Raw genomic sequence first — 14,716 nt, 5'->3', positions numbered from 1 at the left:
TCCTTAAAGGAGCCAGTTATTAAGTTTGAAAGGATATTCTACACTGTGAGTAAAATTAATGCTTCGCTAATATAGAAATATTAATTAATTCCACCAATACGGCTAAAGCGAACTCCGGTAGGCCATTCCCCTTCCTGTTTCTCAAAACTCATCCAAATCGCTGAAGCGCGGCCAACCAGATTTTTCTCAGGAACAAAGCCCCACTCACGGCTATCCGCGCTATTATCACGGTTGTCACCCATCATAAAATAGTGGCCCTCGGGTACAATCCACATTCCCTCTGGCAAACCAGGCTGGCGGAAATTAGGCATCGGCAATAAACCCGGGATCTCCAGAATATGGTGTGTCGCCGTTCCCAAATTCTCAATCCGCTCACCTTGTCGCCGACTGTAAGGTGGTAACGTTTCTTCAACCGGTATTTGGAAAACACCTATCTTTTTCAGGCCTTCACCCTTGGAATTAACGCCATACTGCTGCATTGTCCACTCACTTGGGAACAGTGAACCGTAAGAAACCGGTAATTCTTCCTGACAACTCTCTGTTTTGCCACAACCAGAGAAAACACGCAGCTCTTTCTTTACCGGATCATAAACAATTTTATCGCCCGGTAAGCCAATTACCCGTTTGATATAGTCAAAACTTGGATCCAGCGGATATTTAAATACCGCGATATCACCACGTTTTGGTTCACCGGTCTTAATCAATGTTGTTTGCGTAATGGGATCTTTCAATCCGTATGCATACTTCTCGACCAGAATAAAATCACCAATCAATAAAGTTGGCATCATGGAACCCGATGGGATCTGAAATGGCTCATAAACAAAAGAGCGCAGGAGCAGAACCACGGCTAACACAGGGAAAATAGATGAACAAGTATCCACCCATGTTGGTTTGTGAATAGTCTCAGCCAGATGCTCCTGATCCATTGTACCTTCAGTCAGCTCCTGCAATCTGATAAGTTTTTTCTTACGCGCTGGGGCCCATTTGAAACGATCAATACACCAAATAATGCCGGTGACTAACGTTGCCAGCGTTAGGATCAGGGCAAAAGTGTTAGCCATTTAGACTCCTTACAAGCTTATTAATGGTCTTTACCAACATGAAGAATGGCTAAGAAAGCTTCTTGTGGTAACTCAACGTTACCCACTTGTTTCATGCGTTTCTTACCTTCTTTCTGTTTCTGCAATAGCTTTTTCTTACGGCTGACGTCACCACCATAACACTTCGCTAAGACGTTTTTACGCAATTGCTTCACTGTTGAGCGAGCAATAATGTGATTACCAATCGCAGCCTGAATGGCGATATCAAACTGCTGACGAGGAATGAGTTCCTTCATCTTCTCCACCAGTTCCCGGCCACGGTACTGTGCATTGTCACGGTGAGTAATCAACGCTAATGCATCAACCCGCTCACCGTTAATCAACACATCTACACGAACCATATCAGATGCCTGGAAGCGAGTGAAATTATAATCCAGTGAAGCATAACCGCGGGATGTAGATTTCAATCGGTCGAAGAAATCCAAAACCACCTCAGCCATTGGTATTTCGTAAGTCAGTGCAACCTGTTTACCGTGGTAAACCATGTTAGTTTGCATCCCACGTTTCTCAATACACAACGTAATGACATTCCCCAAATATTCCTGGGGCAACAACATATGACACTCGGCAATCGGCTCACGTAACTCTTCAATATTATTCAGCGGTGGCAGCTTAGATGGGCTGTCCACATAGAGAATATCGTGGCTGGTCGTTTCCACTTCATACACAACCGTTGGCGCAGTGGTAATGAGGTCAAGATCATATTCACGTTCCAGACGTTCCTGAATGATCTCCATATGTAGCAGACCAAGGAAACCACAACGGAAACCAAAACCGAGTGCAGTCGAGCTTTCCGGTTCATAGAACAAGGATGCGTCATTCAGACTCAATTTACCCAATGCATCACGGAATCCCTCATAATCATCAGAGCTGATAGGAAACAACCCGGCATAAACCTGTGGCTTGACTTTCTTAAAGCCTGGGAGTGGTTTTTCCGCTGACTGCCGGGCCAGCGTCAATGTATCCCCCACGGGCGCACCAAGAATGTCTTTAATCGCACACACCAGCCAGCCCACTTCACCACAACCCAGTACATCGCGGTCAACACGCTTAGGTGTGAAAATTCCAAGACGATCAGCGTTATACACCTGACCGGTACTCATCACCTTGATTTTGTCACCCTTACGCAGGGTACCGTTTTTAATCCGAACCAGAGAGACAACACCAAGGTAGTTATCAAACCATGAGTCGATAATAAGTGCCTGTAATGGCGCGTCAGAATCACCTTCCGGTGCCGGAATCTCTTTAACTAAACGCTCAATGACGTCTTGTACGCCTACACCCGTTTTGGCTGAACAACGCACGGCATCAGTAGCATCAATACCGACGATATCTTCGATTTCTTCCGCCACACGCTCAGGTTCAGCCGCCGGTAAATCGATTTTGTTTAGAACAGGAACAACCTCCAGATCCATATCCAGCGCGGTATAACAGTTAGCCAGTGTTTGGGCTTCCACGCCCTGTCCAGCATCAACCACCAGCAACGCCCCTTCACAAGCAGCCAGCGAGCGAGAAACTTCATAAGAGAAGTCTACGTGCCCCGGAGTGTCGATAAAGTTCAATTGATAGAGTTGACCATCATTCGCCTTGTAATCCAGAGTGACACTTTGTGCTTTAATGGTGATACCACGCTCACGCTCAAGATCCATAGAATCCAGCACTTGCTCTGCCATCTCACGATCTGTTAAACCACCACAAATTTGAATAATACGGTCAGATAACGTCGACTTACCGTGGTCAATGTGAGCAATAATGGAGAAATTTCGTATTTGCTTCATTATAAATATTTTTCTGCCTTGATATTTCTGAATCATTCGCCTAATGGACACACAGAGGGACATAAAGCGACGGTTTATAGGCCGGCCACCGGCCGGAAAGGCTGTATTCTACATGCCAAATCTACGAAAACCTAGTCATGCCTGTGGCTTTAAATATGAGGCATTAAAAGTTCTGGATGATTAAAACAGATTTATTCCTGATGCTGAATATGAATTGCATCAGGAGGCAAGCCTATTTGTAAAACGACAGGTTGATATTCCTGCTGATTATCCCAATAAGTAGCAATTTTGCGGGCAAGGAAGAACCCTAACGCACCTCCCAAAACACCACCACAAAACACCCATAATTGATTGGTTACCCATAACTGAAAAAGTACGCCCCCCAGGAATAACCCGATAAGTGGTGTCAAATAAACCAGCAACGCCGAACGCAATAAGCTCCCTTCTGGGATCCCGACTTCCACTTTCTGCCCTGGCTGCAACGGCTGTAAAATCTCAAGTTCGAGCTGATGTATACCATCAGACCCCAATTTATTCAGTAAATAAGAACCACACGTCACGCGTGCCTGACAACTGCCACAACCAGAAGAGGAACCATAACGTAATAATGCCCTCCCCTGTTGCCAGCGGATTACTGTCGCCCATTCTTTAACCATCAGTTAGCTCCTATAAACGCGACACCCGCAGCGACACGCTTGGCAGTTGCCAGTGGTAATTCACCAATAATTGTCACCTCATTCGCTCCACGTATTACACTATAGATTGTTCGATGACCGCGACGGAGAGGATGTTCCAACTTACCGGTTTTATCAGCGTTAGTCACATTCACTGAAAAACTGAATAGACCATCGCTGAACATGATGGACTCAAGCGAGTCAGCATTTGAGAGTTTACGCCGGTTACGTGAAACCTCGGTGAAACCATCCGGCAATTTCCCTACTTTCCAGTTGAATACCACCTTCTCTAACGATGGAATTACCAGCATTGGTGGCATATTCAGGCGGGTAATAACACGCATTGCATTATCGATATCGCCACCTATTATGGAGGAAACAACCCGAAATTGCTCAAGTGTTTCACTATCACGATCAAGTAAATCGATACGTAATGGCAAATGCGTTTTTTCATCGATCAGTAAAATATAATTATAACGCACTTCATCTTTGGAAGTGATGCGTACAACCCGACAAGGTCTGTCGCCTATATGAGTACGGCCAACGTCGATGAAATTGTAGTATTTTTTCAACTGAGTGAAGTCAGCAAAAATAACGGCAGGCAAATAATCAATAATATGATCGCCATTAAGACTGAAAGCATCCAATCCAGGTTCAAAATAACTGATCTCATTACCACGCTGGACAATCTCCCTGCGGGAGCCATCCATCTGCATGATTTGAGCAATTGGAATACCATTGATAATGGCGTGACGATAACGAACTGAGACAATAGCCTGCTGACTGAGATTAATAAAAGCAAGCTCGTAAGTCAGGGACTGAGTGGCATTACCCATCTCCTGCAACAAAGCCTCAGCGCTGCTGAACTGCGCCGAGACTTGTAAAGGAGTAAACAGGCTGCCCGCCAGCAAAGAAACGGAGAACCAGATATGCTTCATTACTGCTGTTGCGTTCCTAAAGATTGCGTTCCGGGAACCGGAATAGCAACCGGTAATGGAATTCTCCGTCTATCATTTTGTTCAAAATGCACACGGCGGTCGAACTCATATTGTTGCAACATAATATTAATGCGTTTATTACGCTCCTGCACCTGAATACGCTGATCATCGCCAAACATATCATCACCGGAAGGTACTCCCAAACTCACCGGAGAAGCAGATCCCATCATTGGCAATGTGTTAAATGCCGGCGTATCAGATTGATATTCAAGATCGACAACATTATGACTATTGTACTGTTGCACACCTATCAATACTGCCAGCGAAACACAGGCTGCAACACTCACTTGAGTAATTTGACTCGCCCAAGGGCGAAGTTTTTGCCAGAACGGCATTTTCTGCCAGCTTTCAGGCTGAGGCTGAGATTCAGGAACAGCCCTAGGATTAAAATGAACAGGCTCTTTTTCAAGCGCTAATGCGACCCGGCTCGCAATATCCATATGCAATACTTTAGCCACATCACCACGCAATGCGTCACGTATCAGGTGGTAATTTTCCCAGTGTTTCTGCATGGCAGAATCTTTAGATAAAATACTAACGACTTCACTATCAAGAGTTTCGCCATCCATCAGTGCGGAAAGTTTTTCTCTTTGCATGCCAAAGTACCCTTCAGTATTGTTCCACTATATTTTAATTTTAAATCAGTGGTTGAATTTTATCATCAATAGCTTCCCTTGCACGAAAGATACGGGAACGAACAGTACCTACCGGGCAATCCATAACAGCAGCTATTTCCTCATAGCTTAACCCATCTAATTCCCTTAGCGTTATTGCCATTCGCAAATCTTCGGGAAGAGACTCAATGGTTCGGAAAACCACCTGCCTTAATTCTTCTGACAACATTAAATTCTCAGGGTTCGAAATTTCTTTTAGTGCATTTGAAGCTTCATAATTTTCTACGTCATTGACATCCAAATCACTGGATGGCGGACGCCGCCCTTGAGAAATCAAATAGTTCTTAGCAGTGTTAACTGCTATTCGATACAACCAAGTGTAAAAAGCACTCTCACCACGAAATGATGCCAATGCTCGATATGCTTTAATAAATGCCTCCTGCGTAACGTCAGGAACATCACCCTGCGGAATATAGCGGGACACAAGACTCGCCACTTTATGCTGATATCTGATTACCAGTAGGTTAAACGCCTTTTGATCACCTTTCTGCACTCGCTCAACCAGCATTTGATCCGTTAACTGCTCGCTCATCCGAGGTTAAATCTCCTGAAGCAAAGCTCCACATTTATATTTATTGAACCAACCATGATGTCCCATTTTTCTAAGCAAGCATGGCTTTGAGTAATAAAATTCTGCGAAGTTCAATTTCTGCCATCATTTTGTTGCAATCATAGCCTTTATCCTATCTGATAGGCTAACATGATTTTACTCATCTTCTTCATACATCATCAATTATGCAATCATTATTCCCGCAACATTACAGCGATGTACTTATCATAGGCAGCGGTGTAGCCGGCCTGTCTCTGGCTTTACGGCTGGCCCCACAATATAAAGTCACTATATTAAGTAAGAGTATTCTGAGCGAAGGCGCATCCTATTATGCACAGGGGGGCATCGCTGCGGTATTCGATAAAACAGACAGTATCGCATCTCATGTTGAAGATACCCTTATCGCCGGAGCAGGGCTTTGCGATAGAAGCGCCGTTGAGTTTATCACCAGCAACGCTCGTCATTGTGTGCAATGGCTGATTGATCAGGGTGTTTTATTTGATACAGAAACCCGCGAAGATGGCGAAACACAATATCATCTGACTCGTGAAGGTGGGCACAGTCATCGACGTATTTTGCATCACGCTGATGCAACCGGCAAAGAAGTCGAAACCACACTGGTTGAAAAAGCTATGTCTCATCCGAACATCACAGTGAGAGAGCGTTGCAATGCCGTTGATTTAATTACTTCAAATAAAGCCCAATTCGATGGTAATAACCGGGTCGTTGGCGCTTATATCTGGAACCGCCGGCAGGAACAGGTAGATACTTATCGCGCTAAGGTTGTTGTATTGGCAACCGGTGGTGCAGCTAAGGTCTATCAATACACGACAAATCCCGATATCTCATCCGGTGATGGCATAGCAATGGCATGGCGCGCGGGCTGCCGGATCGCCAATCTGGAATTTAATCAGTTTCACCCGACCTGTCTTTTTCACCCACAGGCGCGTAATTTCCTGCTGACAGAAGCCCTGCGAGGCGAAGGTGCTTATCTGAAACGACCCGATGGCAGCCGCTTTATGCCTGATTTTGATGAGCGCGCTGAACTGGCACCCCGCGATATCGTCGCACGGGCTATTGACCATGAAATGAAACGCCTTGGTGCTGACTGCATGTTTCTGGATATCAGCCATAAGCCAACTGATTTCATTATCCAGCATTTTCCGATGATCTATGAAAAACTGCTGACGCTGGGATTTGATCTGACAAAAGAACCGATTCCCATCGTTCCTGCCGCTCATTACACCTGTGGTGGCATAGTCGTCGATCATCGGGGCCGTACTGACCTCAACAACTTATATGCTATCGGTGAAGTCAGCTATACTGGCCTGCACGGTGCAAACCGTATGGCATCCAATTCCCTGTTGGAGTGTCTGGTTTATGGCTGGTCTGCGGCGGAAGATATCCAACAACAAATTGAAAAAATCGAAGAAGTGCCAGAACTCCCTTTCTGGGATGAGAGCCGCGTTGACAATTCAGATGAACAAGTCGTCATTCAACACAACTGGCACGAATTACGTCTATTTATGTGGGATTACGTTGGTATTGTGCGTACAACCAAACGCCTGGAACGCGCATTGCGTCGTATTAACATGCTGCAACAGGAGATTCATGATTATTATTCCAATTTCAGAATCTCTAACAATTTGCTGGAATTACGAAATCTGGTGCAAGTCTCTGAATTAATCGTACGTTGTGCGCTGGAAAGGAAAGAGAGCCGGGGCTTGCATTTCACGCTGGATTATCCCGATTTACTGTCAGAATCGAAACCAACAATTTTAACCCCCTGATTTTTACCGGTATAACCACGCTCCAGCGTGGTTATTTCAATAATAGAGATAGAAATCCGTGACGAGTTGCTGAAATTCCCGCGTATAGACACCATCTGGCTGACGAATGACCAATTCACTGATTAAGCTTGTTTCTTCCTTACGGGAAAATGCCAATAACACCCGGTGTAATGGCTTACCTTGCCTGTCGCGGATATTGATTCGATGATGAGAAAACCAACCCATCTGGCATGCCATTGTTTCAAATACTTCACCAATAACATACGGCAATACCACACAAAACAGACCATCAGATGTCATCAACTTCCCGACATATTGCAATAACCGCTGATGAGTTAGAGAACCGGTATAACGAGCTTGTTCCCTTGCCTCATTTCGACAGGCAACAGCCGGTTCAAAATAGGGTGGATTACTGACAATCAAGTCATAACATTGTGAATACCGATCAGCAAAATCACCGATATCCTGCTGATAAACATTTATTTTTCTCTGCCACGGAGATTGCTCTATATTCTCTTGAGCCTGTAATGCAGCATCAGTATCCAGTTCCACTGCATCAATTTTGGTATTTTCATCTGTACGCTGTGCCAACATCAAAGCAATTAACCCGCTGCCGCAACCGATATCCAAAATTGCTTTTTTGCCACTAACCGAAGTCCACGCGCCCAATAAAACACCATCGGTTCCTACTTTCATCGCACATCGGTCATGGCCGACAAAAAATTGCTTAAAAGTGAATCCTCCCCGGCGCAGAGATTGTTTCTGTTTCAAATTAATAACCTGCATCTGTCAGCACAAAAAAATTTCGCCATAGGATAAAGGTTATTACGTTTCGATAAAAGCTATCTGCCTCACTGACAGCTTAAATAGATGAACAATACGTCCAACCTGTTTATAATCGGCGGCCTAAACAGAGGTATATATGACTGCAACAAACTTTTCTGAGCTCGATCTTGATGAACGCCTGCTTGATGCTCTAAATGATAAAGGTTACTCCCGCCCAACAGCGATTCAGGCTGCTGCTATTCCGGCAGCAATGGATGGACGTGATGTTCTGGGTTCCGCGCCAACTGGAACAGGTAAAACCGCAGCTTACCTGCTGCCAATTCTGCAACACTTACTCGATTTTCCACGCAAAAAATCTGGCCCGCCACGCATTTTGATCCTGACACCAACCCGGGAACTGGCAATGCAAGTGGCAGACCAGGCAAAAGAACTGGCTGCACATACCAATCTGGATGTTGCTACGATTACCGGCGGTGTGGCCTATATGAACCACGCAGAAGTTTTCAGCGAGAATCAGGATATTGTCGTCGCCACCACTGGCCGTCTGCTGCAATATATCAAAGAAGAAAACTTTGATTGCCGGGCAATTGAAACACTCATCCTTGATGAAGCTGATCGTATGCTGGATATGGGTTTTGCCAATGATATTGAAACCATCGCGGGTGAAACCCGTTGGCGTAAACAGACCATGCTGTTCTCTGCGACGCTGGAAGGGGAAGCCATCCGTGATTTTGCAGAGCGCTTGCTGGCAGATCCGGTTGAAATTGATGCAGAGCCGTCACGTCGTGAACGCAAAAAAATTCAGCAATTCTACTACCGTGCAGACAATCTGGAACACAAAACAGCCCTGCTTTGCCATTTACTGAAACAATCGGATGTCACTAAATCCATTATTTTTGTTCGCAAACGTGAACGTGTACATGAGCTTGTAGACGGACTGCGTCAAGCCGGTATCAAAGCCTGGCTCCTCGAAGGGGAAATGGTACAGGCTAAAAGAACAGAAGCTGTTAAGCGTTTGAATGATGGCAGTGTCAATGTTCTGGTTGCCACTGATGTTGCTTCCCGCGGATTAGATATTGATGACATCAGTCATGTTTTCAACTTCGATTTACCACGTACCGCCGATGTTTACCTGCATCGTATCGGCCGGACGGCTCGCGCTGGTCGCAAAGGTACCGCAATTACCTTAGTAGAAGCACATGATAATGCTTTATTGGGTAAAATAAGCCGCTATCTGAACGAACCACTGAAATCACGGATTGTTGATGAACTTCGCCCAACAACCAAAGCACCAAGTGAGAAAACCAGTAATAAGCCATCGAAGAAAGTATTGGCTAAACGCAAAGAGAAAAAGAAAGCGGAAGAATCGAAGCAAAAAGTCAAAATACGCCATCGGGATAGCAAAAATATCGGTAAGCGCCGTAAACCTTCTGGTAACCAAAAACCTGAAGCCCCAACCAGCAGCGATAAGTAAATCTTTAAACGGGCCGGTTGGCCCGTTAATTATAATATGCAGTTTCTCATAGTCAGATTATTCTGTGAGTAAATAGGCTCCGAACAAATGTTTTTTTAAATTCGACATTCCTCACCCAATTCAGGAATGTCCGGTGATATTTTTCAAAATCTACCAACTTTCTGTTTTGATTATCGCCCTGTTAAAGTGATAATCAAAGTATAAGGTTAAAAAGCAGACGTCTGGGGGATGATTGATGATTACTTTTACCGTTCTACTATATTCAAAAAATTGGAAAATATCTTCTTACAATCTCTCGTCCAATTTCTATTGATGCCGTTGCAGCTGGTGAAGGTGCATTGCAAACATGTAATGAACGATGACCAACTACAAAATGAAAATCATCTACCAATTTTCCATCAATTGTCAATGCTTGGGCACGAACTCCAACTGCCCCCAAAGAGATGTCCTCTGATTGCAAATCAGGAATAAGCTGACGAGCATTTTCGGTAAAAAGTTGGAGCGAAAACGAACGTCGAATTTCTGCTATACCTTCACTGAAATAACGTGTAGCAATCTTCCAAAAACCTTTATAAGTGAGTATCTCCATCATATCTTGCAGACAAAAATCAGTTTTGCAATATCCCTCTCGTTTAAAAGCTAATACCGCGTTTGGACCAACATCCCGTTTGCCATTGAACATTCGTGTGAAATGCACACCAAGGAATGGAAAATCAGGATTAGGAACAGGATATATCAGATGATTGACCAAATAATTTTTACTACTATCCAGAACGTAATACTCACCACGGAATGGTACAATTTTCATTCTTGTTTCATACCCCGCTAACCTAGCAATTCTATCACTATGCAATCCAGCACAATTCACAATCTGTTTGGCCTTATAACTCGCATGTAAGGTTTGTATTTCAACGTAGTCGGTATATTCATGAATTGAACACACCTGCTGTTGATAATAAATATTCCCACCTCTGTTTTGAATAATCTCAGCTAGTTTTTCCGCAATTTCTGGGTAATTCACAATTCCTGCATCCGGAACCAGAATAGCTTCCAACCCATTGACATAAGGCTCGCGCTTTTTTAAATCAGATCGTGATAATCGATTAATTTCAATCCCGTTTTGTAAGCCCCTCTGATAGATATTCTCGAGCAAAGGAAGCTCTTTTTGATTTGTTGCCACTATTACTTTACCGCAGCGGTCATAATATAATCCGTGTTCCTGACAAAAGTGATATATAGTTTGGTTTCCTTGTTTTGCTAAACGTGCTTTTAAACTTCCGGGAGAATAATAAATACCGGAGTGGACAACATTGCTATTATGTCCACTTTGATGGGCAGCTACTCTATTTTCTTTATCTAATATTAATAAATGTAATTGTGGATTATGTTCTTGCAAAGCATTTGCAACACCAAGACCAACCAATCCCGCTCCAATAATGATAACGTCGTACATTTTTAGTTTTTCCTTATTTATACCTAAATAATATATGGACGCCGACAAAAATTAAAGTTGGTGTCCATATATGTTATTTAAAACGATTCACGTCAAGATTAAACAAATATTTAAGTATACATAAACTTTCATTTTTTAAAGATATTAAACTCCATCAAACACTATTTAAATACACGAAAAAGATATATGGCAATAATAATCGAATGAAAAACACACACCTCATGGAGTTTTCTGTTTATTATAATTTTATGTAAGTCCGTACAACTCTATTAAACCTTAATTAAATCGAATTGCTTTATCAACATTACTATCTTCTCAATATCGCTGTCAGAAAGATGGTGATGACAGGGAATAGTGAGAATTTCTTGCGCTAAACGTTCAGTAGTGGGAAGAGCTATTTGAGGCTGGCTACGCAGCCATGCTTGTTGTCGATGAATCGGTATTGGATAATGGATAGCAGCTTCAATACCATGTTTAGCTAGATGCTGCTGCAATTTGTCTCGGTTTTTTGATTTTACCACATAATGATAATAAGCATTTCCTGGTTTTCCTGCTCCTAAATCTGTTCCAGTTTTTGTATTGAACAATTCTTTGTCATAAAAAGCTGAAATTTCCTTGCGACGTTGTAACCACTGGTTTAGATACTGAGTTTTGATATTTAATGCAGCTGCTTGTAAAGTATCAAGGCGTGAATTTATACCAAATAAAATAGATTCATTACGTGTCTGCAATCCATGATTGCGAGCAAATTTTGCATACTCAGCTATTTTCGAGTTAGTAGTGATGAGAATCCCACCATCACCAAAACCTCCGAGCGTTTTCAGTGGATGTAGCGAAAAAGCCGCAGCATCACCTAATGTACCGACTTGCTGGTCATTGATAGTAGTTCCAATAGCTTGAGCACAATCTTCGATAACATATACTCCCCTCATGTGGCACAGCGTGACAATCGGAGCAATATCTACGGGGCGTCCGCGCAAATAAACGGGTATAACAGCCTTTGTTCGTTCAGTAATCAGAGGGGCAATGGTGTCAACATTAATGAGCTCATCTTCTCCAATATCAGCCAGGATTGGTTTAGCGCCAACAGCAACTATTGCCCCAACTGTTGCTATAAACGTATTAGCACAAGTAATAACTTCATCACCCGAACCTATACCTAAAGCTTGCAATGCAAGTAGCAAAGCGTCTGTACCAGAATTGAGTGCGATGGCATGTGCTCCTCCACAACATTGTGACATCCATTTTTCTAATCTTGAAACCTCTCCACCAAGCACAAAATCACCAGTTGTCAAAACATTTTGCCATTGTTTGAAAATTAGTTCGGACAAATCGATAGCCTGCTCTTGAATATTATTACATTTAATCATGTTATTGCCTTTTAAATTTTTCGAGTGACAGCAGCAAGTGTGATGACTGTGATTCCAATAGCACTGACAATTGCAGTCAATGTTAGTGTTTCAGAATATCCCACCATTGCACCGATGATTCCTGCTCCAAGATAAATGAATGGGTGAGCACCACTGGTAACAAAAGTATCTACCGCTACAACTTTTCCAAGGTCTTTTTCCGGAGAGAGGGTTTGCATAGCAGTAGCCCAACCAGTAAGCCAGGATGCTTCAACAATCCCAACAAACATTGCCCCCAGAATGACCATCCAAGCAAAGCCCCCCATACCCAATAAAAGCATTGCACTACAGAGAAATAAACCACAGATCACAGCAAGTCGTATTAGACGTTGGTGACCAGCAGTAAGTACTGTGATAACAGATCCAATACATGCACCAGCTCCCGAAGCTGCCAGACAAAACCCCCACATCGTATCGCTGAATCGATCACTGATTGCGTATGGAGCGATGACTAGGAAAATAGGGAAACACAACACATTCAGGATCAATGTCGCGATAAATCCGAGTAACAATACAGAGTTATCAGTAATGACTGTGATACCGTTGAATACCTCACGTATAGAGAATTTATCATCGGAACCACGAATCCCTATATCGGGTATCAGGGCAGTAAAAAGAGCTGCTGCGAAAAACGTAATACCATCAACCAGTATTCCCCATGCTGGTTCCCACAATATGATCATAACTCCTACTGTGGCAGGAAAGACTACTGCCACAAAGTTATCTATAAAATTCATAGCTCCATTTCCTGCCACTAAGGCTTGCTTAGGTAGCAAGTTTACAAGCAGAACTTGAGCGCATGGGCGAGAGACGCCAATGCCAATACCAAATATTAAATAGGCAAGTACTAATCCCCACCACGGAGCGTTTAACACAAGTAACATAGTTGCAGCAACTTGCGCCAACCCTCTGGCAGTATCTGTCGCAATGAGAATGTGTTTTGGTGACTTTCTGTCTGCTAGCAGACCTCCAGCGACAGCCCCAATGACCGTCCCTAATCCTACCGCAGCCATAACGACACCAAAAACCTCCCCACTAAGTTTGGCATGAATCAACGCAACAGGAAGGGCAGCTAAACAGACTGCATCACCAATCATTGACAAGCCTTGACCAATAAGCAATTTCCGGAATGATGAGGAGCGTAATGCCTCGGAATAAGACGATGCTCGTTCAGCGAATGAAGTCATTTGTTTCTCCGCAAATATAGATACGTCCATCTGGACAACATTCGGTAGTGAGCTTCTTCCCTCCACAGTAGATGTCAATGATACCGTCTGCAAGTACACTGACCATAAGTCGTTGCCCACAAAAATAAAGCATGAACCGATAGGAATCCCAGTCGGATGGTAACCGAGGGCGAAAATAAAGTCTTTTCTCTGCGACACGTAGCCCGGCTAAACCTTCAACAAGCCCTTGCCATGCACCCGCGTAAGCTGAAAGATGTAATCCATTGCTGTAATTTAATATAGGAGTGAAATCCAGATTATATCGACTTGCACGTGATATAAAATCGGCACAGACATCTATCTTACCTATATCTGCAGCAAGCACGGCATGAGGGCCATAACTGAGTGATGATTCATGAACAGTACGGGGCTCATAGAAGTTGAATGCTACTCGCTTGACTTCATCAGAGAAATCGTCAGGGAATAAAGACATAAGCAGAACAACATCAGCCTGTTTTATGATTTTGGATGTGAAATTTTGCAGTTTTTCGGCAGAATACCGTTCATGTTCATCTATGAACTGTGGCCCATGTTTTTTTTCGTTTCTTAACTCAGTATCTTGAAGAATTGCATACCCATCGAATTCCTCCGGAATGGAAACGCCATCAATAACCATCCAAGGAAGATAGACATTTTCACTAATTGTTTTCCAATTCTTGATCTCGTTTGCAGAAATCTCGGGGAAGCATTTGTAGCTAATTAGCGATAGTGCAAATTTCATGCACCATCTGAGAAGATAGTTTGTAAAAAAACTATTGTCGACATGATAATGATATTCATCAGGTCCCATTACAGAGTTAATGA

At 43.4% G+C, this 14,716-nt stretch carries 13 protein-coding genes; 2 read left to right on the top strand and 11 right to left on the bottom strand.

The window, feature by feature from the left end; genetic code table 11:
* Positions 1-80: 80 nt before the first annotated feature.
* The 6 genes from lepB to rpoE all read right to left on the bottom strand — a co-directional run bounded on the left by lepB (position 81) and on the right by rpoE (position 5,756).
* On the bottom strand, positions 81-1,061 hold the full coding sequence (gene lepB / locus ACGF63_RS06310; protein ID WP_387629570.1) for a signal peptidase I: 981 nt from the start codon (positions 1,059-1,061) through the stop codon (positions 81-83).
* A 20-nt stretch (positions 1,062-1,081) separates the two neighbouring features.
* Complete coding sequence (gene lepA / locus ACGF63_RS06305) at positions 1,082-2,878, bottom strand: translation elongation factor 4 (RefSeq protein ID WP_036843519.1); 1,797 nt, start codon at positions 2,876-2,878, stop codon at positions 1,082-1,084.
* Between the two features lie 191 nt (positions 2,879-3,069).
* The gene (rseC, locus tag ACGF63_RS06300; RefSeq protein ID WP_036843070.1) at positions 3,070-3,534 is read right to left on the bottom strand and encodes a SoxR-reducing system protein RseC; all 465 of its coding nucleotides are present in this window, start codon (positions 3,532-3,534) and stop codon (positions 3,070-3,072) included.
* Positions 3,534-4,490: a sigma-E factor regulatory protein RseB gene (gene rseB / locus ACGF63_RS06295; RefSeq protein WP_036843068.1), complete on the bottom strand. Its 957-nt coding sequence runs from the start codon at positions 4,488-4,490 to the stop codon at positions 3,534-3,536. The genes rseC and rseB overlap by 1 nt, the downstream gene beginning before the upstream one ends.
* On the bottom strand, positions 4,490-5,146 hold the full coding sequence (gene rseA / locus ACGF63_RS06290) for an anti-sigma-E factor RseA (protein WP_152962383.1): 657 nt from the start codon (positions 5,144-5,146) through the stop codon (positions 4,490-4,492). Before rseA ends, rseB begins: the two co-directional genes overlap by 1 nt.
* A gap of 40 nt (positions 5,147-5,186) precedes the next feature.
* The gene (rpoE, locus tag ACGF63_RS06285; protein ID WP_036843065.1) at positions 5,187-5,756 is read right to left on the bottom strand and encodes an RNA polymerase sigma factor RpoE; all 570 of its coding nucleotides are present in this window, start codon (positions 5,754-5,756) and stop codon (positions 5,187-5,189) included.
* Between the two features lie 203 nt (positions 5,757-5,959).
* Between rpoE and nadB the strand changes: the two genes are divergently transcribed.
* Positions 5,960-7,564, top strand: a complete 1,605-nt coding sequence (gene nadB / locus ACGF63_RS06280) for an L-aspartate oxidase (RefSeq protein ID WP_152962384.1) — start codon at positions 5,960-5,962, stop codon at positions 7,562-7,564.
* Between the two features lie 36 nt (positions 7,565-7,600).
* Here the strand turns inward: nadB and ACGF63_RS06275 are convergent, their stop codons facing one another.
* Positions 7,601-8,350: a tRNA1(Val) (adenine(37)-N6)-methyltransferase gene (locus ACGF63_RS06275; RefSeq protein WP_036843060.1), complete on the bottom strand. Its 750-nt coding sequence runs from the start codon at positions 8,348-8,350 to the stop codon at positions 7,601-7,603.
* Positions 8,351-8,486: 136 nt separating this feature from the next.
* On the opposite strand from ACGF63_RS06275, the gene srmB reads away from it, so the two are divergent.
* Positions 8,487-9,824, top strand: a complete 1,338-nt coding sequence (gene srmB, locus ACGF63_RS06270) for an ATP-dependent RNA helicase SrmB (RefSeq protein WP_387629563.1) — start codon at positions 8,487-8,489, stop codon at positions 9,822-9,824.
* 262 nt (positions 9,825-10,086) lie between these two features.
* On the opposite strand, the gene lhgO is transcribed toward srmB, so the two are convergent.
* From lhgO to ACGF63_RS06250, 4 genes are all read right to left on the bottom strand, one after another.
* Entirely contained in the window at positions 10,087-11,277 is a 1,191-nt protein-coding gene (gene lhgO / locus ACGF63_RS06265) for an L-2-hydroxyglutarate oxidase (protein ID WP_036843058.1), read from the bottom strand.
* Between the two features lie 269 nt (positions 11,278-11,546).
* Positions 11,547-12,647: a DegT/DnrJ/EryC1/StrS aminotransferase family protein gene (locus ACGF63_RS06260; protein ID WP_036843056.1), complete on the bottom strand. Its 1,101-nt coding sequence runs from the start codon at positions 12,645-12,647 to the stop codon at positions 11,547-11,549.
* A gap of 11 nt (positions 12,648-12,658) precedes the next feature.
* The gene (locus ACGF63_RS06255; protein WP_036843055.1) at positions 12,659-13,873 is read right to left on the bottom strand and encodes an MFS transporter; all 1,215 of its coding nucleotides are present in this window, start codon (positions 13,871-13,873) and stop codon (positions 12,659-12,661) included.
* A partial coding sequence (locus ACGF63_RS06250; RefSeq protein ID WP_387629558.1) for a glycosyl hydrolase family 65 protein occupies positions 13,857-14,716 on the bottom strand: 860 nt, incomplete at its 5' end. The genes ACGF63_RS06250 and ACGF63_RS06255, both read right to left, overlap by 17 nt.

It is taken from the genome of Photorhabdus sp. RM322S (assembly GCF_042879395.1).
In the GTDB taxonomy this organism is placed as follows: Bacteria; Pseudomonadota; Gammaproteobacteria; order Enterobacterales; family Enterobacteriaceae; genus Photorhabdus; species Photorhabdus khanii.
The sequence above is the reverse complement of the archived record's forward strand: the minus strand, read 5'-3'. Positions and strand labels throughout refer to the sequence as shown.

Excerpts from the sequence above, each read along its gene's own strand:
- ACGF63_RS06275 (WP_036843060.1), bottom strand. The coding sequence starts at position 8,350 with ATGCAGGTTATTAATTTGAAACAGAAACAATCTCTGCGCCGGGGAGGA.
- lhgO (WP_036843058.1), bottom strand. The coding sequence starts at position 11,277 with ATGTACGACGTTATCATTATTGGAGCGGGATTGGTTGGTCTTGGTGTT.
- lepB (WP_387629570.1), bottom strand. The coding sequence starts at position 1,061 with ATGGCTAACACTTTTGCCCTGATCCTAACGCTGGCAACGTTAGTCACC.
- rpoE (WP_036843065.1), bottom strand. The coding sequence starts at position 5,756 with ATGAGCGAGCAGTTAACGGATCAAATGCTGGTTGAGCGAGTGCAGAAA.
- lepA (WP_036843519.1), bottom strand. The coding sequence starts at position 2,878 with ATGAAGCAAATACGAAATTTCTCCATTATTGCTCACATTGACCACGGT.
- ACGF63_RS06255 (WP_036843055.1), bottom strand. The coding sequence starts at position 13,873 with ATGACTTCATTCGCTGAACGAGCATCGTCTTATTCCGAGGCATTACGC.
- ACGF63_RS06260 (WP_036843056.1), bottom strand. The coding sequence starts at position 12,647 with ATGATTAAATGTAATAATATTCAAGAGCAGGCTATCGATTTGTCCGAA.
- rseA (WP_152962383.1), bottom strand. The coding sequence starts at position 5,146 with ATGCAAAGAGAAAAACTTTCCGCACTGATGGATGGCGAAACTCTTGAT.
- rseB (WP_036843068.1), bottom strand. The coding sequence starts at position 4,490 with ATGAAGCATATCTGGTTCTCCGTTTCTTTGCTGGCGGGCAGCCTGTTT.
- nadB (WP_152962384.1), top strand. The coding sequence starts at position 5,960 with ATGCAATCATTATTCCCGCAACATTACAGCGATGTACTTATCATAGGC.
- rseC (WP_036843070.1), bottom strand. The coding sequence starts at position 3,534 with ATGGTTAAAGAATGGGCGACAGTAATCCGCTGGCAACAGGGGAGGGCA.
- srmB (WP_387629563.1), top strand. The coding sequence starts at position 8,487 with ATGACTGCAACAAACTTTTCTGAGCTCGATCTTGATGAACGCCTGCTT.